This window comes from Yersinia sp. Marseille-Q5920, from assembly GCF_946902935.1.
Taxonomy (GTDB): Bacteria; Pseudomonadota; Gammaproteobacteria; order Enterobacterales; family Enterobacteriaceae; genus Yersinia; species Yersinia rochesterensis.
The window spans coordinates 227,484-252,819 of the sequence record NZ_CAMPQA010000002.1; the positions used below are offsets into that span (position 1 = coordinate 227,484).

A 25,336-nucleotide genomic window follows, 5' to 3' on the forward strand; every position below is an offset into this window, starting at 1 on the left:
TTGATAACATAGATAAAAGTCTAGGCGATGCCGACAACAGACAGCTTGCGTTAGCGCAATGTTTTGCTGAACTGGGTGATATTTTTAACGGATAGCGCCCAATAATACTGGGAATATGGCCCATATACTCACTAATAATTAACTCTTAATTATTAGTGACGCCCTATCCTTGGAGTAATTTCACCAACAATGAGCCATTATATAATGCTTCTTTTACCAGTGCCGCTCCGGGCATGGTTCCCTGATTAAAAAATGCGGTCGGTTCAACAAGAATATTCTCACTGTAAGCTAGAAGCGCTTGCTGGCGGATACAAGATGCAATGGCGGGATGGAGAATAGAGGCCGCTTTATTTAATGGTGAACCAACCAGAATTTTTTCTGGATTAAATAAATTGACCATAATGGCAATAATTCGCCCGACGCTATGGCCAACACCCAAAATAATATCTTTAGCTAATTGATCACCAGTTAAAGCCGCATCACATAAAGATTCAACGGTCAGTGGTGAGCCATGTAATAAAGAACTCATTGAGCCATTTAATCGTTGCTGAGCAATTTCCAGCATATTTTCAATACTGGCAACGGTTTCCAGGCAACCATGATTACCGCAATAACAGCGTTTGCCATAAGGGTCAACTTGAGTATGACCAATTTCAATAACACTACGGCTACCCGCATGTAATACTCGGCCAGCAGTAATCACCCCAGCGCCAACATTATGATCAATCACGACTTGAATAACATTCTGGCAGCCGCGCGAAGCCCCATACAGAGCTTCAGCCATCGTCCAAGCGCAAATATCATGTTGCAGATAAACCGGTAACCCAGTTAACTCTTCTAACGCCGGGCCAAGTAGCATCTCATTGACGTCATAAAACGGCATTTTATGCACAATACCTGCTGGCGCATCAATGATGCCCGGCATGGTAATGGCGATGGCAGTCAGCCTTTCAAGTTTTTCCTGATGCCGGATAAAGAACTGTTCGACTTCGCTGAGAATACGGTTAAGTAAAGGTTCTGGATGACTATCCGGTAATGGAATCTGGTCTTCGACGACCAGTTTACTGCTGAGATCGCGCAATGCGAGAGTAATAAAACCTCGGCTGATTCGCCCAGAGACGTAGTGCCAAGCCTCGGTATCGAGCACCAAACCAATTGCTGGCCGCCCACGGCTGCCCACATCTTGATATTCGGTCTCTTTCACCAGATGCGCTTCAACCAATTCCCGCACAATCTTGGTGATACTGGCGGGGGCCAGTTGCGCCCTTTTAGACAGTTCAATACGGGATATCGGGCCGAACAAATCAATCAGCCGATAAACAGCCCCTGCATTGGTTTGCTTGATTTGATCAATATGCCCAGGCGGTCCATCCGTTATCACTAAACCGGCTCCTTCTCTGTCACCGAGTATTTTTCGCGCTTCTAAATAAAGATTATGGGCTATGTTGGGGCTTTTAGCATATGGCGTCAACTATTTGATTAGTTATGTGATTTACTGCACATAATCACCCATACCCTTTGACTCCGTGCTGGTTATTCACACGAAATAAGCTTAAAAAACAGCCGCCACCATTATTGACTCTCGGCAGACTAAACGTCTTTATGCTTTGCCGCATCGGGAAGATCCGCCATCATCAGGCGAATCAATGCTTCTGCTGGCGCGGTCACTGGCCGATTTTTATGATTAACCAACCACACCTCGGTAGTGGCACTGGCTTCCGCCAAGGGTAAATATTTCACCCCATCCACTTTTACCCGTGTAAATGACGCGGGCAAGATAGAAACACCTAAACCTGAGGAAACCAGACCGACAATCGTCATCGCCTCCCCGACTTCTTGCGTAATATAAGGCGTGATACCGGCGCGGGCTAACAATGCAAGAATCTCATCGTAAAGTGCGGTACCAACCTCCCGCGAAAAGAACACAAAAGGCTGTTCAGCCAAGGCGCTAAATTTAACACGGCCTAGGGGCAAAGCGGCTAACGGACTTTCTTCGTGCACCACCGCGACTAAGGGTTCACGTAACAGCAGACGGTATTGCAATGCATCTGGCAAGCGAGTGTTGCGCATTACGCCAAGATCAAGTCGCCCGTCCAATAATGGTTCAATTTGCTGTTTGCTATTGATTTCACGCATTTTAATATGGACTTGCGGATGTAATTGACGAAAAGCCCGCAAATTTTTGGACACTGTGCTAATAAAAGGGGCGGATGAGGTAAAACCGATGGTCAGTTCCCCGGATTCTCCGCGATGCAGCCGCGCAGCTTTCTCAGATGCCGAATTTACCTGCGCCAGAATTTGATAAGCTTCTTTTAAAAACAGTTCGCCAGCTTGAGTCAGACTGACATTGCGGTTATTGCGGGCAAACAACCGCGCCCCAATTTGTTCTTCCAGAATTTGAATTTGTTGACTCAATGGTGGTTGAGAAATACGCAAGCGCTCTGCAGCTCGTCCGAAGTGCAACTCTTCTGCCACCGCAATGAAATAACGTAAGTGCCTGAGTTCAATACTCATTCAACCCCATTGATACTTTTAAAGTATTATTACTAATGATTAATATATTAGACAAAAAACTCCGCTATTCCTATGATTTTGTTATTAGCTGGCCCCTTGCTCTCGCAGCACCTGTATTATTGATAAGGAAATACCGTGACTCCCTCTTTGCGCGCTCCGACGACGGATACCGCAGTGCCATCCCATCCAGTAAATGATGCTACCACCCGCTTAATTGCGGCGCGAAAACGCCCTTATATTCAACGCGGTACGCCAGAGTTTATGCGCGTCACACTGGCTTTTTTTTCCGCTGGTTTAGCCACCTTTGCCCTACTCTATTGTATACAACCCATCCTGCCGCTGTTATCGCAGGATTTTTCTATCTCTCCGGCAAGCAGCAGTTTATCGCTTTCATCTGCGACTGGAATGCTGGCCTTGGGGTTGATGTTTACCGGCCCATTATCAGATGCAATTGGCCGTAAATCGGTGATGGTGGTCGCGCTGATGCTGGCGGCTATCTGCACATTAATTTGTTCTTTTATGACCAGCTGGCATGGAATTTTGTTGATGCGGGCATTGATTGGCTTATCCCTTAGTGGGGTTGCTGCTGTGGCCATGACCTACCTCAGTGAGGAGATCCACCCCAGTTTTGTTGCTCTCTCTATGGGGCTGTATATCAGCGGAAACTCTATTGGCGGGATGAGCGGCCGCTTGGTCACTGGGGTATTGAGTGATTTCTTTTCCTGGCGCATTGCATTGGCGGTAATTGGTTTATTTGCTTTGGCCGCCGCTTGTCTGTTCTGGCGTATTCTTCCAGCTTCTAAACACTTCCGGGCAACCCCGCTACGGCCCCGAACACTGGTGATCAATTTCAAGCTACATTGGCGTGATTCGGGCTTACCTTTGCTGTTCGCCGAAGGTTTTTTAATTATGGGCAGCTTTGTGACTTTATTTAATTACATTGGTTATCGTTTGTTGGCGCAGCCCTATTATCTCAGTCAGGCCATCGTGGGTTTATTATCGATAGTTTATCTTACCGGCTCTTATAGCTCACCCAAAGCCGGTGCTTTGACTAGCCGTTATGGTCGGGGGCCGGTGTTAATGGCGTCAATAAGCATGATGTTGATTGGGGTTATCATCACCGGTTTCTCCCCTGTGATAATAATCTTTATCGGGATGATGATATTTACCGCTGGTTTTTTTGCCGCACATTCTGTGGCCAGCAGTTGGATTGGTCGCCGTGCCCGTCGTGCTAAAGCACAAGCCTCTTCACTTTATCTATTTTGCTATTATGCAGGTTCGAGTGTTGCAGGAACATTAGGCGGTGTTTTCTGGCTTAATTTAGGTTGGACTGGCGTTGTTTCATTTATCGCCACTCTTTTGTTGCTCGCGTTGTATGTCGGTCAGAGATTACGAAAATTGCCCGAAGCCGCCAGAATTTAATCTAAAATCAAATAAAGTCGATGTGATGTCACATTACAATTTGACGTCCTCTCTGCTATGTACCTATGATTAGAACGAACCTAACGATTTTAGGTGACTGTTGCTTGGAATATAAATTAAGTCTCTAATGTATTAAGGGATTTTATGACGAGACGTTTCCTTAATTTATTTAATGTCAGGAGAAAATATGACAACTCACTTTCTTACGCTTTGGGACATACTGGCGACAACATTTTCAATTTTCTTTTTCATCGCATACTTGCTGATTTTGTTTCAGGTCATTTCCGACCTATTCAGGGATCATGAACTTGGTGGCTTTTATAAAGCAATTTGGATCTTGTTCTTGCTCTTCATCCCGTTACTCACCTCTCTTGTGTATCTTATTACCCGTGGCAAAGGCATGGCGCAACGCTATCGGGCCTCGGTGCAGAAATCAGTTTCTGATACTAATGAGTATATCCGGCACGTTGCGGGTAAATCACCGGCAGAACAGATCGCTGATGCTAAAAAATTATTAGATGAAGGGACTATTAATGAAAGCGAATACCAGCAGCTAAAAGCTAAAGCGCTATCTTAACATCCTGATTTTTGACTAAAGGCTAACGGCATTCATTTGCCATTTAGCCTTTTTTTATTCCCAGGATTAAATGGATAAAAGTAATCGACAGTGTTTAGCGAGATTCGGCAATGAAATATTATTTATTACCGCGCTCACGACACAATCCTTTTGTAAATGACTCAAGCATAGAGAGGAAGGCCGGCGATGGCTTTCTCATAATAATATCTGCCACAGTCAGCCCCACCCACCTGATGATGCCGATAATGTTGTTCCATGCTGCATATATCAGTTTATTAATAGATAACTCAGGGCTTTCATAGGTGTCTTTTTACTGATATAACAGATGTATGTTGTAACTAAAATGGCATTTTTTAGAAAAGATGATGAATAAATATGATTTGATAGATCGACTAAATAACCGCTTTACCTCATTGGAAATCGGACTACAGGACCTCCACCAGCAGCTTGAGGATTTACCTTTACTTGCCGCTAGGGTGTTTTCCTTGCCCGAAATAGAGAAAGGGACTGAGCATCAACCAATAAATCATATTCCCGTGAGCGTAACAGTTGGTACTCAAGCACGAGAACTGGCTTTACAACATTATCAGCGGTTGTTTATTCACCATCAAAGCCAGAATGTCAGCAGCAAAGCCGCCCTCCGGCTCCCTGGGGTACTCTGTTTTTCAGTGACCGATAGCCAATTAGCAGCTTGCCAACAGAGCATCCAATACATTAATCAGTTAAAAATAGAGCTGGAACATATCATTACCGTTGAATCAGGCTTACCGAGTGAACAGCGTTTCGAGTTTGTTCACACCCACTTGCATGGGTTGATAACATTAAATACTTACCGCACCATTACTCCGCTAATAAATCCCAGTTCAGTGCGTTTTGGCTGGGCCAACAAACACATTATTAAGAATGTAACACGCGAAGAAATTCTGACTCAACTAAACAAAAGCTTGAATGCAGGCCGTGCTGTTCCACCATTTACCCGCGAGCAATGGGCTGATTTGATTAATAAAGAAATTAATGATGTTAAGCAACTGCCAGAAAAGGCGCACTTAAAAATCAAACGGCCGGTAAAAGTGCAACCTATTGCGCGAATCTGGTATCAGGAACAGCAGAAACAAGTACAACATCCCTGCCCTATGCCATTGATTGCATTTTGCCAGGTTCAATCAGAGATTGAATTGCCTAAATTAGGGGAGTTAACCGATTACAATGTCACTCAGATTAAGCATAAATATAAACCCGAAGCCAAACCTTTGCGTTTGTTGGTGCCAAGGTTGCATTTACATGTTGAAATAGAGAAATAAAATATAGGTAAATTATTGTGCTGTATATAAAACCTAAACGTTATGCTTCTCTCGGGGTTATTATTGCAGCTCAATCACCAGAAGAAATTAACCCCTTCGCGGAGAATTTTCTTAGGGACATAGTTATTCAACCCTGACGCGTGACAATATTCAATCAAATCTTTTAAAGAGTGACATCCCGCTTTCTCATAAATAAATCTAAGCCTATTTTCAATAGTTCTATTTGATAGGAATAATTTCTTTGCTATTTCTTTGGCTGTCATTTTTTGAATGGCATAAAAGATGATATCAAGTTCTTTTTCTGAAAAGTCATCTACCGGAGGAGTCAGTGTAATAACGGCGGGTTTTAAACTTTTAAAAAAATCACAGACAGAAATGAAGTTAAACTTTTTACCAAAAAAAACAGTTCCTAGCACATCCCCATTGGCGTTATAGATAGGAAATTTAGGGAAGTACCACGGTGAAAGAACTTTTTCCCGCCCAAAAGGTGAAGTCACAATGATCTCCGCCCCCTCTCTGCTTTGCTCTGCCTTTCTATCGTGAGCCTTGAAGTCGTCACTATACTCAGACCATTGGCATGGCATCTCTTCATCTAAACGCCCTTCAAAATCAAATCCCGGCTGAAGATCAAACAAATCAAGACAAGATTCATTTAAATAAACGAATTTAGATTTATTATCTTTTATCGCCCAAGGAATGCTGGCTTTCTCCATGATAGCAATAAGCGATATTCTGCTGAGTGAATCAACGGTTAAACTAGATATATCGGGCTGACTACTTTTTCTTTTTTTATCTTCCATAAAATAAACTCCTGCTGAGTTAAAATATCACTTTAACAAATGAAAACCACCCTAACTATCGCCACCTGATGGCTCACGTAAAAAACTAATCAATGACATTATTCACGAAAACAAATAATCGATCATTTTAAAATACATTGTGGAAATATATCACGCAAAGAGAAGCAAATAACATTCTAAGTTAAAAATGGAAAAAAACACTACCTAAATAAGATGATTTTTTATTTTTAACCTATTACCTGACATTGTTTTAATTATCACACTTATTACATATCCTAATAATATAATGTCGTTGGGCTCTCCCTGTCACGCCGGAAAGAGATCCCGGCGTGACAGGAAAGACACAAACGACTATTTCATGCTTCCAACCATATTTTCTGGTTTGACCCATTCATCAAACTGCTCATCAGTAACATAGCCAAGTTTCAGCGCAGCGGCTTTGAGTGTCAGCCCCTCTTTATGAGCTTTCTTGGCAATCTCAGCCGCTTTGTCATAGCCAATATGAGTATTCAGCGCAGTAACTAACATTAACGATTCATTGAGCAACTGAGTAATTCGGTCACGATTAGGTTCAATACCCACCGCACAATGCTCATTAAAACCGCGTATACCATCAGCCAACAGGCGAATAGATTGCAGGAAATTATGAATCACTAACGGGCGGAAGACGTTTAATTCAAAGTTACCGGACGCCCCGCCAATATTGATGGCAACATCGTTACCCATCACTTGCGCGCATAACATAGTCATGGCTTCACATTGGGTCGGATTTACTTTACCCGGCATGATAGAACTGCCCGGCTCATTCTCAGGAATAGAAATCTCACCAATACCACAGCGAGGGCCGGAGGACAGCCATCGCACATCGTTGGCAATTTTCATCAGCGATGCTGCTAAACCTTTCAATGCACCATGGCCATGAACTAATGCATCACAGGTGGCAAGTGCTTCAAATTTATTCGGCGCGGTGATAAAGGGTTGCTGAACCAATGCGGCTATCTCATTGGCGACACGCACCGCATATTCGGGATGGGTATTCAAGCCGGTTCCGACGGCGGTGCCACCTAGCGCCAACTCGCAAAGGTGAGGAATAGTGGCTTCAATATGGTGTACGCTGTGATCCAGCATTGCCACCCAGCCCGAAATCTCCTGCCCCAACGTTAATGGCGTAGCGTCTTGCAAATGCGTCCGGCCAATTTTCACAATATCGCGATAAGCTTCAGCTTTCTTAGCCAAAGTCCCCTGCAATACTTTTAACTCTGGCAATAAATGTTCTCTTAACCCAATAACGGCAGCGACATGCATTGCGGTTGGGAATACATCATTTGAACTTTGGCTTTTATTAACATCATCATTAGGATGAACCAAACGATGATTACCCCGCTCCCCCCCTAACAATTCACTCGCACGATTAGCCAGCACCTCATTCATGTTCATATTAGTTTGGGTGCCGGATCCTGTTTGCCAAATAGAAAGCGGAAACTCGCCAGCATGGTCGCCATTCAACACTTCGTCAGCCGCCGCCATGATAGCTTTAGCTCGATTAGCGGGTAACAAGCCCAACGCCATATTGACCTGTGCCGCCGCCCGTTTGGTCAGCGCCAGCGCATGAATCAGTTCGGTCGGCATTTTCTCTTGCGAAATACGGAAATGTTCCAGTGAACGCTGGGTTTGTGCGCCCCATAATTGACTTGCCGGCACATCGATAGGCCCCATTGAATCGTTTTCACTGCGGGTGGTCACCATCACTGTCTCCTTAGCATATAGAACAAAAAGTTGAGGTCTGACGGGTATAGCATGGCATATTTATCACCTTATTTATGCGAGTGATTCGCATTTTCACCATTTTAGTCGTTTCAGCGCCGTGGTGAATTGCATTACCACTTGCAACCCCTACATCCCCATTGTTTACTAAGGGGCAATTTTTTATCAGGATAATGTTTTTATCCGGGCGATAAGTTTCGCCAAACTCGATGGCAGATAATCAACATGCAAAAAATGAAGAATGCAGTACAAAACTACGCCTGGGGCAGCACTGATGCACTGACTAAACTTTACGGCATGGCGAACCCGCAAAATCAGCCCATGGCTGAATTATGGATGGGTGCTCATCCCAAAAGCAGTTCTGAAGTGGCTGATGCCGAAGGGCAATGGCATTCATTGCGTGAAGTTATTGAGCAAGATCCAGATGCCAATCTAGGCCATGATGTTTTCCAACGTTTCGGCGAATTACCTTTCCTGTTCAAAGTGCTGTGTGCTGCTCAGCCATTATCCATTCAGGTACACCCAAGTAAGGCTGCGGCTGAAATTGGCTTTGCTAAAGAGAATCAAGCTGGTATTCCACTGGATGATGCCGAACGCAATTATAAAGATGCCAACCATAAGCCAGAGTTGGTTTATGCCCTGACTCCTTTCCAGGCCATGAATGGTTTCCGCATGTTGGATGACATCGAAAAATTACTCCAGCCGATAGCCGCCGCTCATCCGGATATCGCCGCGTTTCTCCGCGAACCTGACACTGAACATTTAGCAACATTATTTGCCCATTTGCTGAGTATGGCTGGCGAAGAGAAAACTCGCGCGCTGGGAATTTTGAAAGCGGCCTTGAATAACCAATTAGGTGAGCCATGGGATACTATCCGCAGTATTTCGCGTTTCTACCCTGATGACAGTGGTTTGTTCTCGCCCTTGTTGTTAAATGTGGTGACACTGCAACCCGGTGAAGCCATGTTCCTGTATGCCGAAACACCGCATGCCTATCTGGACGGTGTGGCGCTGGAGGTGATGGCGAACTCGGATAATGTATTACGCGCCGGGCTGACACCTAAATTTATTGATATTCCCGAGTTAATGGCTAATCTGCAATTTATCCCGAAACCCGCGTCTACTCTGCTGACAACACCGCAACAGCACGGTCACGAATTAGTGTTCCCAATCCCGGTTGAGGATTTTGCCTTTTCGCTGCATACCTTAACGCCAGAGCCGCAAATGTTGGCGCAGAACAGTGCCGCGATCGTATTTTGCGTTCAAGGCCAAGCGATATTGAAGAAACAACAGCAAGTCATTACGCTGCAACCGGGAGAATCTTGTTTTGTTCCGGCGAATGAATCGCCAGTGAGTGTCCTCGGAGTGGGGTCAATTGCCCGTGTTTACAACGGAGGGTGAACGAACTCACTCATTTTGTTGTCTATTGCTGGTCTTTTGATGCTGCGGTGGTTAAATTTCACCATCGCAATAAGTCTTTATCGTCGCAATAATATTTGTGAATGTTTAATCTAGGCCTATATTAGTTTGGGATATGTTGTTTTCTTACGGTGTTATTTAATTAGTCACTCATTACCGCGTTCAACATAGTGAATTTGGTGTATTAGAAAAGGATGAACAGAACAATGAAAAAATCGTTAGTGGCTGTCAGCGTCATTGTGGTACTTGGCGCTGCATGGACTGGGGCCTCATGGTATACCGGCAAATTGATTGAACAACGAATGGGCGAATTGGTTAACAACGCAAACGACCAGATCAGAACTTTGCTACCTCAAGCTGGCGTAAAATTCGCCTATAAAGATTATCAGCGCGGTCTGTTCAGTAGCCAAGTTCGCTATATTTTACAATCTGATAGCACTGTTTCCGGCGAAAAAGCCTTAAAAGATGGCGACGAAGTGGCATTTATCGAAACTATCGATCACGGCCCATTCCCATTAGCGCAGTTAAAAAAATTCAATCTGATCCCAAGCATGGCCTCGGTACACACCGAGCTTGCCAATACGCCAGCATTGAAAAAACTGTTTGAAGTCACCAAAGGCCAATCGCCCTTTACTGCAGACTCCCGCATTTCATACAGCGGCGATACCTCTTCTGCCATTACTTTCATTCCGATTGATTATCAGCAAAACACCACCAGCATGAAATTCGCTGGTGCTAAAATTGATGCTGATGTGTCGCGAGATCTGCGCAAGGTGAAAATGAGTGGTTCTAGTGACAGTCTTGTTTTTGCGAGCAAAAATCATTGGGATCAACTTGAGCAATTTAGTCTGCAAGGTTTGGTCATTAAAAGTGACACCAATGTAGGCAAGTTTGATCTCAGCATTGGTGACCAACAACTGAGCATCAAGCAGATCGGTTTAAATATCGATGGCAAAGACACCGCGACACTGGTTGGTTTTAACCTGAATACTCAATTAGGCGAAACCGATAAAGATTTGAACGGTAAGTTGACCTATACATTAGACGCGCTAAAAATTCAGGATAATGACTTTGGTGCCGGTAAATTGGCCTTCAGTTTCGACCATCTGGACGGTCAAAGCTTGAAACTATTCTCCAGCGCCTATAATCAACAAGCCTTGAAAGCTGTTCAGGCGGGTGAAAATCTGGATCCGGAAGCTTATCAGCAACAAATGGCCGAAATATTACTGGCTAACCTCCCTGCTCTGCTGAAAGGTAATCCGACAATTAGCATTGCACCACTGAGCTGGAAAAATGCCAAAGGGGAAAGCACCTTTACTCTGAATGTTGCTCTGACTGATCCAACACAAGCGAAAGCAACTGATGAACCGCTTCTCGCGCAGTCAGTGAAAAAAATCGACGCGACGTTGACCATTCCGATGGCAATGGCAACCGAACTGACAACCCAAACCGCGCGTCTACAGGGCTACAGCCCAGAAGAAGCCCAAAAAATGGCACAACAACAGGTTCAAGGCATTGCTGCTATGGGCCAGATGTTTAAACTGACCACCACCAAAGATGATGTTATCAGCAGCAGTTTCCATTTTGCCGATAACCAGGTTGATTTGAATGGTCAGAAAATGTCGCTGCAAGAATTCGTTGGCCTGTTTGGTATGTTCGGTGGTGCACCTGCTGAAGAAGATACCGGCCCCGAGTCTGAAGGTATGCCAGTAGAACCTGCACCCGCAGTTCCAGCACAATAAGTTGTTGAACGATTCTCAGTAATAGAATTCAGTCATAAAATTGAAATTGCGAACGGGGCCTGATGGCCCCGTTTTTTTATCCATCAAGGTTAGGTTTTCGCGGATAATAAGGTTTTGGTCAATTTGACCGACTGGCTGGATAAAGAATTTTCATACACAAGCGAACCCCTGCCGCAATAATTATCATTAAAATAATCCTCTTACGTGCCATAATTTAAATAACAGGTCATGTGACTATTTTTGACAAATTGTGATTTCAAAATCAGAGTATCGCTTAATCGAACGTATATATGACAGGAAAGAAATGATTTAACTGCCCCTGAGTTATCGCTGTAATATGTCAATCGCTTCTGAAAATGACCAATACGCTAATACGCTGGCAGTTACACAGAATTATAGACAGGCTCCGTTCAACACATTGCTACATTGCTGCTGCTTTTTTGCTGACAGCATAATTGTGTATATCATGACAAACAGAGAAAGATAACGATGAAACCGTCGTCAAACCTTACGCAAAAAGTTATCCCCATAGTGATCTGGACGTTGATTTATTACCTTTCTGGCGTAATTTCTCTAAAATTTGACGATCCAGCCTCACATATTTCGATTGTCTGGTTTCCAGCTGGGGTCGCCACGGCGGCTTTTTTATGTGCACGTTGGCGTCAATGGCCTGTGTTACTGGGCTGTTTTGTTATTATCAATCTTGCTCTTGATAACTCCCTACAAGAAAACTATATATTATCAATATGTTATGCGTTTCTCTCCATGCCATCAACCATGCTTATCGCCTGGATAGTACGCCACTATTCCCGTCCAAGAGATGATCTGCATGTCGTTCTCATGTGGACCTTTTCTACCATTATTGTCAGCCTGTTAGATGCACTGTTTGTCTCAATCGGTTTTGTTCTGTTTAATAAAGGGACATTTCAGGAGATTTTCTGGATCGGGTTTGTTGCTGATGTTACCGGGATATTCTTCGCTACCACGGTCATCATGGGGTTCTTCAACACTCGATTTCGTACCCAAATTTCGCCGGTCAAGAATAAGCTTTTAGGTTCTATCATCTGGCTTATGCTGTGTTTATTGACTTTATTAATCTTCAATAATTCACTAAAAGAATTTAGTAGCAATATATTACACCTCCATAACGATATGCTCATTTTCACCTTTGCCTGTCTGCCGATCATCCTGGCTGTCATGTTATCTATCTTATGGGGAAATCATGGCGGCTCTATTGCCCTACTGACATTGGCGACTATTGTCATTTACTTCACTGGGAAAGGCTATGGGCCATTTTTCATCAATGGGTTGCACCACGGGGAGCCTTTGCTTTTAGTCCAATGCTATCTGACAGCAACGGCGCTGCTCATGGTTTTCCTGCGTGTTCTTACGCGAAGTATGCCTCATTTTGACGAAACCGATGGGGTACAACATGCCGTTTACCAACTCAATCTAAACACCGGTGAGATTGAGTGGGGCCACCTTTCTGGCGAGTTGGCCAACATTGACTCCGCTATTATGTCCACGATGAATAAATTAATTGAGCAGATTCACCCTGATGACAGAAATAAAGTGCTAGAGCATTGGGGAAGCTGCGGCGAGCAACAGAACTTACCCCGACTCGACTTCCGATTTAATGACCAAAAAGGCAATTGGGTAACCATCACTGACAGTGAAAGTATTTTGTTCAACCACCATGAGCCACGCATGATCATTGGAAATTGGCATATTACGAACTCTGTGCCCCTTTTTAAAGCCAACTGAGACAGGATAGTCAAGATGATCCAGATCGCATTATTACTTTTTGGCGCAGATTTCGTTCGAACAAAGTCAAAATACCTGTGGTTCATCGGCTTTCTATGGGGGATTGCTGGAAGCCTTATTTTTATCGACGGGCTTGATGGCCAGCTTTATTTCCCGCTAAAAACTTTCGGTTTTTTTCTTATATTAGAAAGCCTAATAACATTAAGTGTGGCCTCAAGTGGGGTCGGGTCCCAAAAAGCAGTCCTGTATTTTAAAGGCGGGATATTTTTCTTCAGCGCCGTGATCATTATCCTTAATCAAACCTACAGTAATCTGCTGCTCTCGATCATTTTTGGGTTTGCTTATTTTATCATCGGTTTGTTTGTTGGCGTTTCAGCCTGGGTTGTACGTTTCCCGCACTGGCGAACGGCGGCATTCTATGGTCTGGTACAGATTATTTTTGCATTCTTCCTGTTTATTCACTCCCAAGCTACCATCTCATTTTTCCTCGGTTTTTTGATGATCGACAGCGGGTACAGTTGCCTAAAAATGGCCCGGCGTACCAGCCAGATGAAGCGTGCAACATCCGTATTCCAATTGATGCAACCTACAGATATATTGATATATGAAAGTGCTAAAGAAAATCAGGAAAAAACGGAGGCGATCATAGCTGAGAATACTGATCTTTCGTTACTCCCCGCTCTCATTGTTCATATCTGGACACCGGAAGGCTCCGCAAACAATCGCCCAGTACCACGTCCTGTCATTAACCGTTATATTGCGGCAGTAGATGAAACCGGGGTAATCTCAACAGGCCATGCGGCACTTGAAGCCCCTCCGGATGTCTACATCAGCTTATATCCCGCTGAAGATCTTGATCGCTCCCCTTCAGAGTTTTTCCGCTTGCTCAAGGCAACTCGCGACAACGATGTCAAAGGGATGTTCCAACCAAGCTATGCTGTGGAATCAGCAAACTGGTGCGATTCCGACCGGAGGATTAGCTTCAGGGATTATAATATTGAAGCCCTGTCTAATTTTTGGCAAAGTTATCGCAGAGAAGAGTCTTATAACCTGACTTACCGCAATTGCTCAAGCAGTGTCGCCTATGCGCTGGAAGCCGCGCTTGATGGTGTACTGTCGCCACGTAGCAAAAACTGGTTAACGACCTTTAGAGTGTTTTTCATGCCTGAATTGTGGATAGCAGCCCAAGTTCGTAAACGGGCATTGATGATGGCCTGGACACCGGGATTAGTGATGGACTATGCACGAGCACTCAGTGCCATTGTGCAGCCGGTTCCACAACCCTGGCATCAACGGATGCCGTGGAAAGTGCGTGGGGCTAATCAGAATACCCCTCAAGAAAAAGAGTAATATCAACCCAAATCAAGCCGAACCGCGGCGAATCAATACCGGCGGTAATATGACGTTTTGTAGTTGTAAATCGACACCGGCGATACGCTGAAGTAACCTCTGCCCGGCGCTGTAGCCAATCTCTCGGGCAGAGCTGGTGATGAAGGTTAGTGGCGGTTCCGTGAGTTCTGCTTCTGGGACATCACCAAAACCAATTAATGCCACTTGCTGATCGAGATAAGTATCTACTCCCGCACTGCCAATCGTCCGGCCGGTGCGCAAAATACCAAAGTATGCCCCTAGAGCGACTGATGCTTGATGGCAAACTATGGCACTGACATTGGGGTGATGACGTAATAACCCCTCGGCGGCATCTGCCGCAGCCTGCTGCTGACTATCACATTCAACCACCCATTCCGACCGAAAAGGTAATCCGTATTGTACTAATGTGGCACAAAAACCCCCTAGCCGCTCGGCCCGCGTCAATGAGTGCGAATGCCCGCCAAGATAGGCAATTTGCCGATGACCACGGCCAATAAGGAATTCAGTTGCCATTTTAGCCGCTTGCATATTATCGGGCCGAACCACATCCACCCCGTCCAACACATTTGATCGAGCAGCACAAATCAGTGGAATATCATGCTCTGCGGCCTTTTCTTGCAGCCCCATCTCGCGTTTAGCACCACCGCCCAGCACCAAACCATCGACGCCTTGATCAATCAGCGTATCAAAACACCGCAGTAAACCCTTGCCTTCACGGCCACTTTGCGTCAGGAATAACAACTTGCCTTCCGCCTCAATTGCCTCACTGAGCCCAGCGGTCATTTCTGCATAAAAGGGATCACTGATATCGCGCACAATCAAACCAATCACGCCAGACGCTCCGCCGCGTAATTGTGCCGCCTGACGGTTACGCACATAGCCTAATTGTTCAATGGCCTGATTGACCCGATCAGCGGTTGCTGGCGAGATACGTCCTTTACCACTGATAGCTAATGAGACGGTCGCCACGGACACACCCGCCAATTTAGCCACATCGATGATGGTTATTTTTTTTGTTGTCATAACTGCTGATAAATAAGCCAAGTTAAACGTTTAATCTGATGATGACCCCGGCATACCCAAAGAATTTGGAGTTGCAGGTAGGCGGCCAGCAAGCAAATCCCGATGAATCTATTGACTTTAGGGTCAACGACCAGTAAGTGATTCGGGTGACAAATCAGTCTGGAACCGATTTGAACGCTGCTTGCAGCGGCCTCGCAGAGGCGAGGCCCATGGACGGGCCGAGTAATGAGCGCAGCTAACAACCCTGCAGCTTCAAATGCGAGGGTATACAAAAATAGGATCAGTAATTGTGACATATCACTCATATTATCTGGGTTAAACGTTTTATCTTGTTTTACCTCCAGACAGGGGGACGAAATAGTCGCCGTTATCCATCAATCAATCGTTATCTATCAATATTGTCTAAACGGCGTTTTTTAACATCAGGTGTATCAGTACAGGAGCCACTATGTCAGCGGCAAAAAAACAAAAAATTACGCTGTGGGAGTTTTTCCAGAGTTTAGGGAAAACCTTCATGTTACCGGTCGCCTTGCTCTCCTTCTGCGGGATCATGCTGGGTATCGGCAGTTCGCTTAGTAGTAAAGATGTCATCACTCTCTTACCGTTTATTGGTCACCCTGCTTTCCAGCTATTGTTTACCTGGATGAGTAAGGTTGGTTCATTTGCCTTTAGCTTCTTGCCCGTGATGTTCGCCATTGCAATTCCATTAGGGATGGCTCGCGAAAACAAAGGCGTTGCGGCTTTCTCTGGCTTCGTCGGTTTCGCTGTACTGAATCTGGCCACCAACTTTTACCTCACCACCAGCGGTGTGTTACCCACCACAGACCCATTGGTATTGAAAACCCATAACATCCAGAATATTTTAGGTATTCAGTCCATTGATACCGGTATTTTGGGTGCGGTGATCGTGGGGATCATTGTTTACTTACTGCATGAGCGCTTCAATACCATTCGCTTGCCTGATGCATTAGCTTTCTTTGGTGGCACCCGTTTTGTGCCGATTGTCACCACCGTGGTACTTGGGTTAGTCGGCTTGTTGGTCCCATTGATCTGGCCTTGGTTCGCAGCAGGTATTAATGGGTTGGGCCGATTGATTAACGGCGCGGGTATGTTCGGGCCAATGATCTTCGGCAGCGGTGAGCGCTTATTACTACCTTTCGGCTTACACCATATCTTAGTTGCACTGATTCGCTTCACCGAAGCGGGTGGCACCATGGATGTATGTGGCCACAGTGTTAGCGGGGCTTTAACCATCTTCCAGGCGCAATTATCTTGTCCAACCACCACCGGTTTCTCTGAAAGTGCCACGCGCTTCTTGTCGCAAGGCAAAATGCCCGCTTTCTTGGGCGGTTTACCGGGCGCTGCACTGGCGATGTATCACTGTGCAAAACTTGAAAATCGTCATAAAATTAAAGGGTTGCTGATTTCAGGGGTAGTTGCGTGTGTCATCGGCGGCACCACAGAACCGATCGAATTCCTGTTCCTGTTTGTGGCCCCATTCCTGTATCTGATTCACGCCATTCTGACCGGGCTGGGCTTTACTGTCATGGCGTTGTTGGGTGTGACCATCGGAAATACAGACGGCAATCTCATTGATTTCGTGGTATTTGGCATCTTGCACGGCACGGCAACCAAATGGTATTGGGTGCCAGTGGTTGCTGGGATTTGGTTTGTCGCTTACTACTGCATTTTCCGTTTTGCTATTCAGCACTTCAATATCAAAACACCGGGCCGTGAGAATGAGACCGCCGCCAGCAGTCATGCAGAAAAAGCCGCCAGTGGTGCGATCACCGGGAAGTCTGGCTATAACTCCCCTGCTATTTTGGCTGCTCTGGGTGGCGCTGATAACATTGTCTCATTGGATAATTGCATCACCCGCTTGCGGATGTCAGTTAAAGATATGAATTTGGTAGATAAAGAGGCGCTGAAAGCTAACCGCGCTATTGGTGTGATTCAGCTCAATGACCATAACCTTCAAGTTGTTATTGGCCCACAAGTGCAATCAGTGAAAGATGAATTAGACTCACTGATAGGCGGTGAACAATTCGCAACATCTTAGGATGGTAATTCGCTAAATAGCGTTGCCTCAATATTAATTACATAGAAACTATACCCAAAGTCATTGGAGTCGCAGGTAGGCAGCCAGCAAACTCATCCCGATGAGCTTACACAAGTCAGTGATTCGGGTAAGTGAGTGCAGCTAACCCCCTGCGGCGTCAAGGGCGAAGGGTATATTTGATAAGCGAGATGCTGATGTTTGATTTCTCCACCCCTGTCGATCGTCACGGTACTTGGTGTACCCAATGGGACTATATTGCTGACCGTTTTGGTGCTGCGGACTTGCTGCCATTCACTATCTCGGATATGGACTTCCCCACAGCGCCAGTTATTTTACAAGCACTTAATCAGCGCATCGGGCACGGTGTGCTGGGGTATAGCCGCTGGCAACATGAAGATTTTCTCGGGGCAATTCGTCATTGGTATCAACAGCGTTTTCATTGCTCGATTGATACCTCAATGGCGGTCTATGGCCCGTCGGTTATCTATATGGTGGCCCAGTTGATCCGCTGCTGGTCAGCGCCCGGTGATTTTGTCGTCACCCACACTCCCGCTTATGATGCTTTTTATAAAGTGATCCTCGGCAATCAACGCCAATTACTCAGTTGCCCACTGCAAAAAATTGATAATCAGTGGCAATGTGATATGGCGCATTTGGAAGCATTACTAGCCCGCCCGCAAACTAAAATATTGTTGCTGTGCAGCCCGCATAACCCCACAGGGAAAGTCTGGACAGCGGAAGAACTTACACTCATGGCGGAGCTGTGTGAGCGCCATCAGGTCAAGGTTATCAGTGATGAAATCCACATGGACATGACTTGGGATAATCAAGTACATACCCCCTGGAGTCAGGTGGGGCAAACCCCGTGGGCTTTACTGACCTCCGGCTCTAAGACATTTAATATCCCCGCGTTAACCGGTGCTTACGGTTTTATCAGTGACACTGAAACCCGTGATAGCTACAACCAAATGCTAAAAGGCCGCGATGGCCTCTCTTCTCCGGCGGTACTGGCGATCGTCGCGCATATCGCCGCTTACCGGCAGGCAGAACCTTGGTTGGATGAATTACGCCGTTATCTGCAAGCCAATTTAGCTTATGTTGCGCAGCGGTTGCATGAAGCATTGCCTGCTTTAAACTGGCAGCCACCACAGGCAACTTACTTAGCGTGGATTGACTTACGCCCATTAAATATTGACGATCATCAATTACAGAACGTGCTGATTGAAAAAGAAAAAGTCGCCATTATGCCTGGTTTCACCTACGGCGAAGAGGGTCGCGGCTTCCTACGTCTCAATGTCGGTTGTTCGCGCAGCAAAGTTGAAGCTGGGATGGATAAATTGATTAGCGGCATCCAGTTTTTACAGGGGAAATAGCATTTCCGCTCGGTTTTTATCGGCACCTTTTTATCTCTAAAAGGTGCCAAAGTGAGATTTAAGTCACCTTTTCATGCAACAAGTTAGCTATTTTCACTGGTTTGTTTTTATAATGTTCTGCACTTTACCGACAAAATCCATTTAAAAGAGTGAGTGCACCTATGATTGACCTCCGCCTTCCCTTGACTGACATTCATCGCCATCTTGACGGCAATATTCGTGCGCAAACTATTTTGGATTTGGGCCGCCAGTTTAATCTGTCGTTACCTGCTGATGAATTAGAAACCCTGCGTCCACATGTTCAAATCACTCAGACTGAACCTGATTTGGTTAGCTTCCTGCAAAAACTGGATTGGGGTGTCGCGGTGTTGGGTTCTCTTGATGCCTGCCGCCGTGTGGCGTATGAAAACGTCGAAGATGCCGCCAATGCAGGATTGCATTATGCCGAGCTGCGTTTCTCCCCATTTTATATGGCGATGAAACACCAGTTACCCGTCGCCGGTGTGGTCGAAGCTGTTATTGATGGCATCCAATCGGGTTGCCGTGATTTTGATATTGATATTCGTCTCATCGGGATCCTTAGCCGCACTTTTGGTGAGCAAGCCTGTTTGCAAGAACTTGATGGTTTACTGGCGCATCGTGACGGTATTACTGCGCTGGATCTGGCGGGTGATGAGCTGGGTTTCCCTGGCGGCCTATTCCGCAGCCATTTTAATCGCGCACGGGATGCCGGTTTGCGGATTACTGTCCATGCCGGTGAAGCTGCAGGCCCTGAAAGTATCTGGCAAGCTATCCGTGAGTTAGGCGCAGAACGTATCGGTCACGGTGTTAAGGCCGTGGAAGATATTAAGCTGATGGATTATTTAGCTGAGCACAGCATTGGCATTGAGTCCTGTCTGACTTCCAATATTCAGACCAGCACGGTTGCCTCACTGGCGGCTCACCCCTTGGCCATCTTCTTACGCCATGGGGTGTTAGCATCAATAAACACCGATGACCCTGCAGTGCAAGGCATTGAAATTGCTAATGAATATCATGTTGCCGCGCCAGCTGCGGGCCTAACACCACAAGAAATTCGTCAGGCTCAGGAAAATGGGCTGACAATGGCCTTTATTAGCGAACAAGAAAAACAGGCGCTGCGCGATAAAATCCGCGCTTAAGTGACTGAAAGAATACTAACAAAAACGCCCGTGTTTCAATGAAATACGGGCGTTTCTTATTGATAACTCGCTATGACTTGGTTTCAGTATTCTCAGCCAAAAGCGGTTGGGCGCTCGCCAGCTCTTTGGCCGCATTTTCTTTAGCAACCCGTTTGGCGTAATGTTGTGCCAATACCGCACAAACCATCAATTGAACCTGATGGAATATCATCAGCGGCAATACCATAACCCCCACCACCGAGGCAGGAAAAAGTACATTAGCCATCGGGATCCCATTTGCCAGGCTTTTCTTCGAGCCGCAGAACACAATGGTAATCTCATCGGCCGTGTTGAAACCCAGCCAACGTGCAGCCAGCGTATTGATAACCAATACTAATGTCAGTAACACCATTGAACAAACTAATATTGCCAACAAAGACCAGCCGTCGATTTGGTGCCAAATCCCCTCAACCACTGCCTCACTGAAAGCCACATAAACCACCAATAAAATTGATGACCGGTCAGTAATATTAACCAGCTTTTTATGACGTTCAACCCATTTGGCAATCAGTGGACGGGATAAATGGCCGACAATAAATGGCACCATCAATTGCATGACGATAGAACCGATAGCATGCAAAGTATCAGTATCGCCCCCTTGTGTTTGCATCAGCATGCCCACCAGAATCGGTGATAAAAACACGCCGAGGATACTGGAGGCCGATGCGCTACATATGGCGGCCGCCACATTCCCGCCCGCCACCGAGGTATAGGCGATGGCGGATTGAACTGTCGCTGGTAATGCACACAGATAAAGGAAACCCAAATACAATGTTGGTGTTAATACCCCCGGAACCAATACATTCATGCCCAATCCCAGTAACGGGAACAGAGCAAAGGTACTGAGAAATACCACCAAGTGCAGCTTCCAATGCCCCATACCGGAGACTATCGCGGCGCGGGAAAGTTTGGCCCCGTGCATAAAGAACAATAATGCGATAGCCGCCGTCGTCAAGTGCTCGAACCACACCTTAACTTCGCCCTCACAGGGGAAGATTGAAGCAATGATAACGACCAGTATCAATACCAATAAAAATTTATCTATCCGTAAGCGTTGTAGCCAGGACATGCCTTAGTATTCCTTCTATACCCCCTCGCTCTTGAAGCTGCCGTGGTGTTAGCCGCAACTCCAATATCTTTGGGTATGGTTTTTTATAAAATAATCCTATTTAGGAAGCATAACTCAGTTTGCAGTGACAACCGGCAGCGCTCTTTTCTGTTGATCAGAAGCGATACCCAGCTCAATCAACTCCATCACCTTAATCGCCTCAGAAGCTGGCACCGGATTGGCTGCTGTACCCCAAATGGCATCGCGGATCCCGGCATAGTAAGCAGGATAATTACCCGGTAATGTCAGCAAAGGTTTCTCGGCCAGCACACCGTCATGTGACAGTGTCACGATACCATCGCGCATATCATAGCCCCAGTCAGCCTGTGGTAAACGCTCGCCCGCCTTCAGCCGGTCTTCCTGTGGGTCTAAACCAAATTTAATATAGCTGCCCTGCATACCGTGGACGATATAACGCGCGGTTTCTGCGGCCGCGACCACCGTGCCGTGCAAGACCACGCGTTGCCCCGGATAGCTGAGAATGGCATGGAAATAGTCAACGGATTGCGCTCCTGGGCGCAACATCCCTAAATCAACATTCAGCTGGTCTGGCAAACCAAACAATTGCAGCGCTTGATCCAATAAATGTGGCCCCAAATCGTACCAAATGCCACTGCCAGCACCGGCTTGTTCACGCCAACGCTGGCGGATCTCCGGGCGATAGCGGTCAAAGTGAGATTCAAAATAGACCACTTTGCCCAGCGAGCCTTCCGCCAGTAAGGTTTTTAATGTCAGGAAATCACTGTCCCAGCGGCGATTGTGGAACACAGACAACAAAAGACCGGCGTCATCAGCTTGTTGCTTCAGAGCATTTGCTTGTGACAGTGTCACAGTAAACGGCTTATCAACCACCACATGCTTACCCGCTGCCAGCGCCTTTTGAGCCAAAGGAAAGTGGGTATCATTAGGGGTTGGAATGACGATGAGATCAATGGCAGGGTCATCAAATAACGCTTGCGGGTCAGAAACAACAGTCATCGACGGCCAGTCAGCATGAACTTTACTGGCATCACTACTAGAAACGCCCGCCAGTTCCAGCCCCGAAGTCCCCATAATTAGCGGCGCATGAAACGTTTTACTGGCGTAGCCATAACCCAGTAAACCCACTTTTATTTTTTCGGCCATCATGTATTTCCTCTTGCCCGATATATGCCCTAAATAATGCAAGTTGCAGGAAGGCGGCAATTGAGTAAATCCCCAGGAGCTTACTCAAGTAAGTGACTGGGGGAACGAAAGCAGCCAACACAGATGCAGCTTGGAGTATGACGGGCATGCCCGCTATTTGATATCACTCGAGCAATAGATTTGACACCATGATGATTGCCGCGACAAGAGGTAATTTCTTGCTGAACATGACTGGCGGGTTAAATCCGCGTCATTTCCGCTGAATCATTACGCCATTCAGGGGCGCGCAAGCTACGTTGTGGGTAGTTGGTTTCAATGCTACGACGCCTGAAATCACTGGGGCTGACGCCAACACGCTTACGGAAGACCCGGGAGAAATACAGCTGGTCATCATAGCCCACGACACGGCCAATGGCGGCAATAGGTTCTTGCGTGGTTTGCAGCAATAATTTAGCTCGGATAACCCGTTGGTCTTCGCGCCAACGCAAGATATTGATACCCACCTGATCGCGAAACAGATGTGCCAGCCGTGACGGCGACAAACACACATGCCGCGCCACTTCATCAATGCGCAACTCACCAGCCAGATTGCCAGTGATAAATTGACATGCTTCGATAACGCGTGGGTCCATAATGCGTTGCGGGCTGAGGGGGTCTTCTTCCATTGAACGCAATAACAGCCGCTCCAGTAAGTTCATCCCTAGCTCTTCGCCAAAACGCCGCCCAGACTTTTGGGTTTCTTCTATATTGGCAAACAGCCGATCAAACTCCAGCAGTAAATTATTGTTGGTATTATTCGGTAAGGATAAACGCCCTACTTCATGGGCTTTACTGTGCCACTCTAGCCAATCAGCCCAATAGGCCCGAGGCCGGAAATAGACCCAACGATGATACCAACAATCACTGCTAGGTGAGCGGCCATAATTATGAGCAACCTTAGGCGGAAATAACAGCAAGTCACCGGGATTACTGTAAAACGTGTTTTCTCCGTCAAAAATTTGGCCCTGCCCCTTAATCGTCAGGTTCAGAATGTAACCTTTCATACCGCCGGGTCGGTCGATAAAAAAATCGAGCGGCCCATCGGCCAGAATAGGCGTTAATCCTGCCACCAGATAAGCATTAAAGGTATAACCTGGCAGCAAGGGGTTAGGTTGCGGTTCCTGAGCCATTCGATGATACATTGAGTCTCCTTGCCGTCTCTTTCTGATTTTATGCGCTTCTCTCAGTTTATCGGACCAATTTTTGCGCTGCCCGATAGTGATGACAAAATTGTGAGCCAGAGTGGTTTTTTATGGATTATTCTGTCACCCATCCACTGATACTGTCTATTTAGCCCACAGTTTCTGGTGTCAGCCTTATGGATTGGCCGTGGTATTGCTTCTCACTTTTTTATGCCCTCCCATTAGCCACCTTTTCATAAGATCTAAATAAATGTACAACCCGATTTAATAAACCGTTCAGGAATATAACGATTCAAACCTTCTGCTTTGCAGTATTCTTTAAAGGTGCTTAGCGAGTTTACTTTTGCCTTGCTGTATATCAATTGCAATTTATTTTCTATTGTGCGGTAAGAAAGATTGAGTTTTTGCGCTATCTCTTTAGCGTTAAGGGATTGTAATAAGAAAAAAATCACTTCAAGTTCTTTTTGATTAAAATCATTTGTAGGTGGTTTCATTACCAATACAGGAGGAATCTCCTGATTAAATAAGTCATATAAAGAAATAAAATTGAACTTTGTTACATGATAAATAGTGCCGATACATTTTTTTTCATTATCAAAAAGAGGGAGTTTTTCGCAAAGCGTATGCTCTTGCCCCCATAAACAGGTCTGAATCATCGCCACACGTTGCTTATCTGTTTCAACCTCCCGGTCTTGTTTTTGTAAATCTGACGCAAATTCTGCCCACTGGGCAGGACACTCGCTGTCTAATCGGCCTTCAATATCAAAATTAAGCGGTAATTGGCTAAGTTTAAGGGTGGCTTTATTGACATACATAAAGCGCGATTCGCAATCTTTTACGCCCCAAGGCTCTTCATTATTCTCCATAAATGATACGAGCGAACCAAAAGTCTCTTCATTAAGGCCTTTAGAACCCATTATTTTTGGGCGATTAATTTTATCTATCATTATTAGCTCCTTTTAAAAGAATCAATTTTCTATGGTAAGATGCCGCAACATTATCATTTAAAATATTATTTTTTCTTTATGCTACCCATTATCCAATAAATAACACTGGCAATGATTAATGAATTGAATGACGGAATACCAAGTTCAATATTCATACTGCCGATAGTGCCCACGATACAAGCCGCAATAGCCTTCCAGCCAATTAATGACGTTGATTCAGGCAATGTCTGTGCCTGGCTAGTGGCATCAAGCAATTGGCGGCTGCTGCGTAACACATAGTAGTCCACCAGCATGACACCTGATATTGGCGGAAAGACAACACCGAGTAGCGTGAGAAAATCAGTAAACTTATCTAAAATCCCTGCTATTGATAGGAGAGTCCCTACAATACCGAGTAACAGCGTCAGCCAAGTGCGACTCCACCGGTTACCGGTGATTCCCTCTACCTAAAATTAGTTTTGTTAATGTGAATTAATTTGGCCTCATTTATAAAAATGAACTCGACTTTATTAATGAAAATATGTTTATGGTTATTCCGTGAACCATTGTCTTAAATGGATGTTTTGTTATAAGATAAATAACTCAACAAGGATTAAAAAGCAAGTTCCGCTTAATCCACAATGGCTAATCAATTTCATTTTATAATA

The 25,336-nt window shown here is 45.6% G+C and carries 20 protein-coding genes; 10 read left to right on the forward strand and 10 right to left on the reverse strand.

Going from position 1 to position 25,336, the window contains the following annotated elements; genetic code table 11:
- Positions 1-163 precede the first annotated feature (163 nt).
- Together mlc and OVO64_RS03745 are read right to left on the reverse strand one after the other, a co-directional pair.
- Positions 164-1,381 (reverse strand): ROK family transcriptional regulator Mlc, encoded by a 1,218-nt coding sequence (mlc, locus tag OVO64_RS03740; RefSeq protein ID WP_038632921.1) that lies wholly within the window; start codon positions 1,379-1,381, stop codon positions 164-166.
- A gap of 209 nt (positions 1,382-1,590) precedes the next feature.
- Positions 1,591-2,514, reverse strand: coding sequence for a LysR family transcriptional regulator (locus OVO64_RS03745; RefSeq protein WP_038632924.1), 924 nt, complete (start codon positions 2,512-2,514; stop codon positions 1,591-1,593).
- A gap of 174 nt (positions 2,515-2,688) precedes the next feature.
- On the opposite strand from OVO64_RS03745, the gene OVO64_RS03750 reads away from it, so the two are divergent.
- The 3 genes from OVO64_RS03750 (at position 2,689) to tus (ending at position 5,814) form a co-directional block, all read left to right on the forward strand.
- Positions 2,689-3,936, forward strand: a complete 1,248-nt coding sequence (locus OVO64_RS03750; RefSeq protein ID WP_042562617.1) for an MFS transporter — start codon at positions 2,689-2,691, stop codon at positions 3,934-3,936.
- A 187-nt stretch (positions 3,937-4,123) separates the two neighbouring features.
- Positions 4,124-4,513, forward strand: a complete 390-nt coding sequence (locus OVO64_RS03755) for an SHOCT domain-containing protein (RefSeq protein ID WP_038632927.1) — start codon at positions 4,124-4,126, stop codon at positions 4,511-4,513.
- Positions 4,514-4,878: 365 nt separating this feature from the next.
- On the forward strand, positions 4,879-5,814 hold the full coding sequence (gene tus, locus OVO64_RS03760; protein WP_222423498.1) for a DNA replication terminus site-binding protein: 936 nt from the start codon (positions 4,879-4,881) through the stop codon (positions 5,812-5,814).
- 74 nt (positions 5,815-5,888) lie between these two features.
- On the opposite strand, the gene OVO64_RS03765 is transcribed toward tus, so the two are convergent.
- The gene (locus tag OVO64_RS03765) at positions 5,889-6,614 is read right to left on the reverse strand and encodes a helix-turn-helix transcriptional regulator (protein WP_050291711.1); all 726 of its coding nucleotides are present in this window, start codon (positions 6,612-6,614) and stop codon (positions 5,889-5,891) included.
- A gap of 351 nt (positions 6,615-6,965) precedes the next feature.
- Positions 6,966-8,360: a class II fumarate hydratase gene (gene fumC / locus OVO64_RS03770; protein ID WP_267248628.1), complete on the reverse strand. Its 1,395-nt coding sequence runs from the start codon at positions 8,358-8,360 to the stop codon at positions 6,966-6,968.
- A gap of 243 nt (positions 8,361-8,603) precedes the next feature.
- On the opposite strand from fumC, the gene manA reads away from it, so the two are divergent.
- From manA to OVO64_RS03790, 4 genes are all read left to right on the forward strand, one after another.
- Positions 8,604-9,779, forward strand: a complete 1,176-nt coding sequence (manA, locus tag OVO64_RS03775) for a mannose-6-phosphate isomerase (protein WP_145509454.1) — start codon at positions 8,604-8,606, stop codon at positions 9,777-9,779.
- Between the two features lie 224 nt (positions 9,780-10,003).
- Positions 10,004-11,539, forward strand: coding sequence for a YdgA family protein (locus tag OVO64_RS03780; protein ID WP_038632943.1), 1,536 nt, complete (start codon positions 10,004-10,006; stop codon positions 11,537-11,539).
- A 489-nt stretch (positions 11,540-12,028) separates the two neighbouring features.
- On the forward strand, positions 12,029-13,303 hold the full coding sequence (locus OVO64_RS03785; RefSeq protein WP_038632946.1) for an MASE1 domain-containing protein: 1,275 nt from the start codon (positions 12,029-12,031) through the stop codon (positions 13,301-13,303).
- 15 nt (positions 13,304-13,318) lie between these two features.
- Entirely contained in the window at positions 13,319-14,653 is a 1,335-nt protein-coding gene (locus OVO64_RS03790; protein WP_038632948.1) for an HdeD family acid-resistance protein, read from the forward strand.
- A 12-nt stretch (positions 14,654-14,665) separates the two neighbouring features.
- On the opposite strand, the gene malI is transcribed toward OVO64_RS03790, so the two are convergent.
- Positions 14,666-15,697: a Mal regulon transcriptional regulator MalI gene (gene malI, locus OVO64_RS03795; protein ID WP_267248629.1), complete on the reverse strand. Its 1,032-nt coding sequence runs from the start codon at positions 15,695-15,697 to the stop codon at positions 14,666-14,668.
- A 448-nt stretch (positions 15,698-16,145) separates the two neighbouring features.
- Here malI and malX point away from each other — a divergent pair, with 448 nt between their 5' ends.
- The 3 genes from malX to add all read left to right on the forward strand — a co-directional run bounded on the left by malX (position 16,146) and on the right by add (position 20,289).
- Positions 16,146-17,756, forward strand: a complete 1,611-nt coding sequence (malX, locus tag OVO64_RS03800) for a maltose/glucose-specific PTS transporter subunit IIBC (protein ID WP_038632956.1) — start codon at positions 16,146-16,148, stop codon at positions 17,754-17,756.
- A gap of 194 nt (positions 17,757-17,950) precedes the next feature.
- The gene (locus OVO64_RS03805) at positions 17,951-19,129 is read left to right on the forward strand and encodes a MalY/PatB family protein (RefSeq protein WP_050291728.1); all 1,179 of its coding nucleotides are present in this window, start codon (positions 17,951-17,953) and stop codon (positions 19,127-19,129) included.
- Positions 19,130-19,290: 161 nt separating this feature from the next.
- On the forward strand, positions 19,291-20,289 hold the full coding sequence (gene add, locus OVO64_RS03810; RefSeq protein WP_038632959.1) for an adenosine deaminase: 999 nt from the start codon (positions 19,291-19,293) through the stop codon (positions 20,287-20,289).
- Between the two features lie 70 nt (positions 20,290-20,359).
- Here add and OVO64_RS03815 read toward each other — a convergent pair whose 3' ends face one another.
- The 5 genes from OVO64_RS03815 to OVO64_RS03835 all read right to left on the reverse strand — a co-directional run bounded on the left by OVO64_RS03815 (position 20,360) and on the right by OVO64_RS03835 (position 25,126).
- Positions 20,360-21,397, reverse strand: a complete 1,038-nt coding sequence (locus OVO64_RS03815; RefSeq protein WP_038632962.1) for a bile acid:sodium symporter family protein — start codon at positions 21,395-21,397, stop codon at positions 20,360-20,362.
- A 114-nt stretch (positions 21,398-21,511) separates the two neighbouring features.
- The gene (locus OVO64_RS03820) at positions 21,512-22,561 is read right to left on the reverse strand and encodes an oxidoreductase (protein WP_267248653.1); all 1,050 of its coding nucleotides are present in this window, start codon (positions 22,559-22,561) and stop codon (positions 21,512-21,514) included.
- Between the two features lie 239 nt (positions 22,562-22,800).
- Positions 22,801-23,742, reverse strand: a complete 942-nt coding sequence (gene araC, locus OVO64_RS03825) for an arabinose operon transcriptional regulator AraC (protein WP_038632965.1) — start codon at positions 23,740-23,742, stop codon at positions 22,801-22,803.
- Between the two features lie 242 nt (positions 23,743-23,984).
- Positions 23,985-24,689 (reverse strand): PAS domain-containing protein, encoded by a 705-nt coding sequence (locus OVO64_RS03830; protein ID WP_235906667.1) that lies wholly within the window; start codon positions 24,687-24,689, stop codon positions 23,985-23,987.
- A 65-nt stretch (positions 24,690-24,754) separates the two neighbouring features.
- Positions 24,755-25,126 (reverse strand): cytosine permease, encoded by a 372-nt coding sequence (locus tag OVO64_RS03835; protein ID WP_323744658.1) that lies wholly within the window; start codon positions 25,124-25,126, stop codon positions 24,755-24,757.
- Between the last annotated feature and the right edge of the window lie 210 nt (positions 25,127-25,336).

What these genes read in the sequence shown, in the direction of transcription:
- OVO64_RS03745 (WP_038632924.1), bottom strand. Translation starts at nt 2,514, where the DNA reads ATGAGTATTGAACTCAGGCACTTACGTTATTTCATTGCGGTGGCAGAA.
- OVO64_RS03755 (WP_038632927.1), top strand. Translation starts at nt 4,124, where the DNA reads ATGACAACTCACTTTCTTACGCTTTGGGACATACTGGCGACAACATTT.
- tus (WP_222423498.1), top strand. Translation starts at nt 4,879, where the DNA reads ATGAATAAATATGATTTGATAGATCGACTAAATAACCGCTTTACCTCA.
- OVO64_RS03765 (WP_050291711.1), bottom strand. Translation starts at nt 6,614, where the DNA reads ATGGAAGATAAAAAAAGAAAAAGTAGTCAGCCCGATATATCTAGTTTA.
- fumC (WP_267248628.1), bottom strand. Translation starts at nt 8,360, where the DNA reads ATGGTGACCACCCGCAGTGAAAACGATTCAATGGGGCCTATCGATGTG.
- manA (WP_145509454.1), top strand. Translation starts at nt 8,604, where the DNA reads ATGCAAAAAATGAAGAATGCAGTACAAAACTACGCCTGGGGCAGCACT.
- OVO64_RS03780 (WP_038632943.1), top strand. Translation starts at nt 10,004, where the DNA reads ATGAAAAAATCGTTAGTGGCTGTCAGCGTCATTGTGGTACTTGGCGCT.
- OVO64_RS03785 (WP_038632946.1), top strand. Translation starts at nt 12,029, where the DNA reads ATGAAACCGTCGTCAAACCTTACGCAAAAAGTTATCCCCATAGTGATC.
- OVO64_RS03790 (WP_038632948.1), top strand. Translation starts at nt 13,319, where the DNA reads ATGATCCAGATCGCATTATTACTTTTTGGCGCAGATTTCGTTCGAACA.
- malI (WP_267248629.1), bottom strand. Translation starts at nt 15,697, where the DNA reads ATGACAACAAAAAAAATAACCATCATCGATGTGGCTAAATTGGCGGGT.
- malX (WP_038632956.1), top strand. Translation starts at nt 16,146, where the DNA reads ATGTCAGCGGCAAAAAAACAAAAAATTACGCTGTGGGAGTTTTTCCAG.
- OVO64_RS03805 (WP_050291728.1), top strand. Translation starts at nt 17,951, where the DNA reads ATGTTTGATTTCTCCACCCCTGTCGATCGTCACGGTACTTGGTGTACC.
- add (WP_038632959.1), top strand. Translation starts at nt 19,291, where the DNA reads ATGATTGACCTCCGCCTTCCCTTGACTGACATTCATCGCCATCTTGAC.
- OVO64_RS03815 (WP_038632962.1), bottom strand. Translation starts at nt 21,397, where the DNA reads ATGTCCTGGCTACAACGCTTACGGATAGATAAATTTTTATTGGTATTG.
- OVO64_RS03820 (WP_267248653.1), bottom strand. Translation starts at nt 22,561, where the DNA reads ATGGCCGAAAAAATAAAAGTGGGTTTACTGGGTTATGGCTACGCCAGT.
- araC (WP_038632965.1), bottom strand. Translation starts at nt 23,742, where the DNA reads ATGTATCATCGAATGGCTCAGGAACCGCAACCTAACCCCTTGCTGCCA.
- OVO64_RS03830 (WP_235906667.1), bottom strand. Translation starts at nt 24,689, where the DNA reads ATGATAGATAAAATTAATCGCCCAAAAATAATGGGTTCTAAAGGCCTT.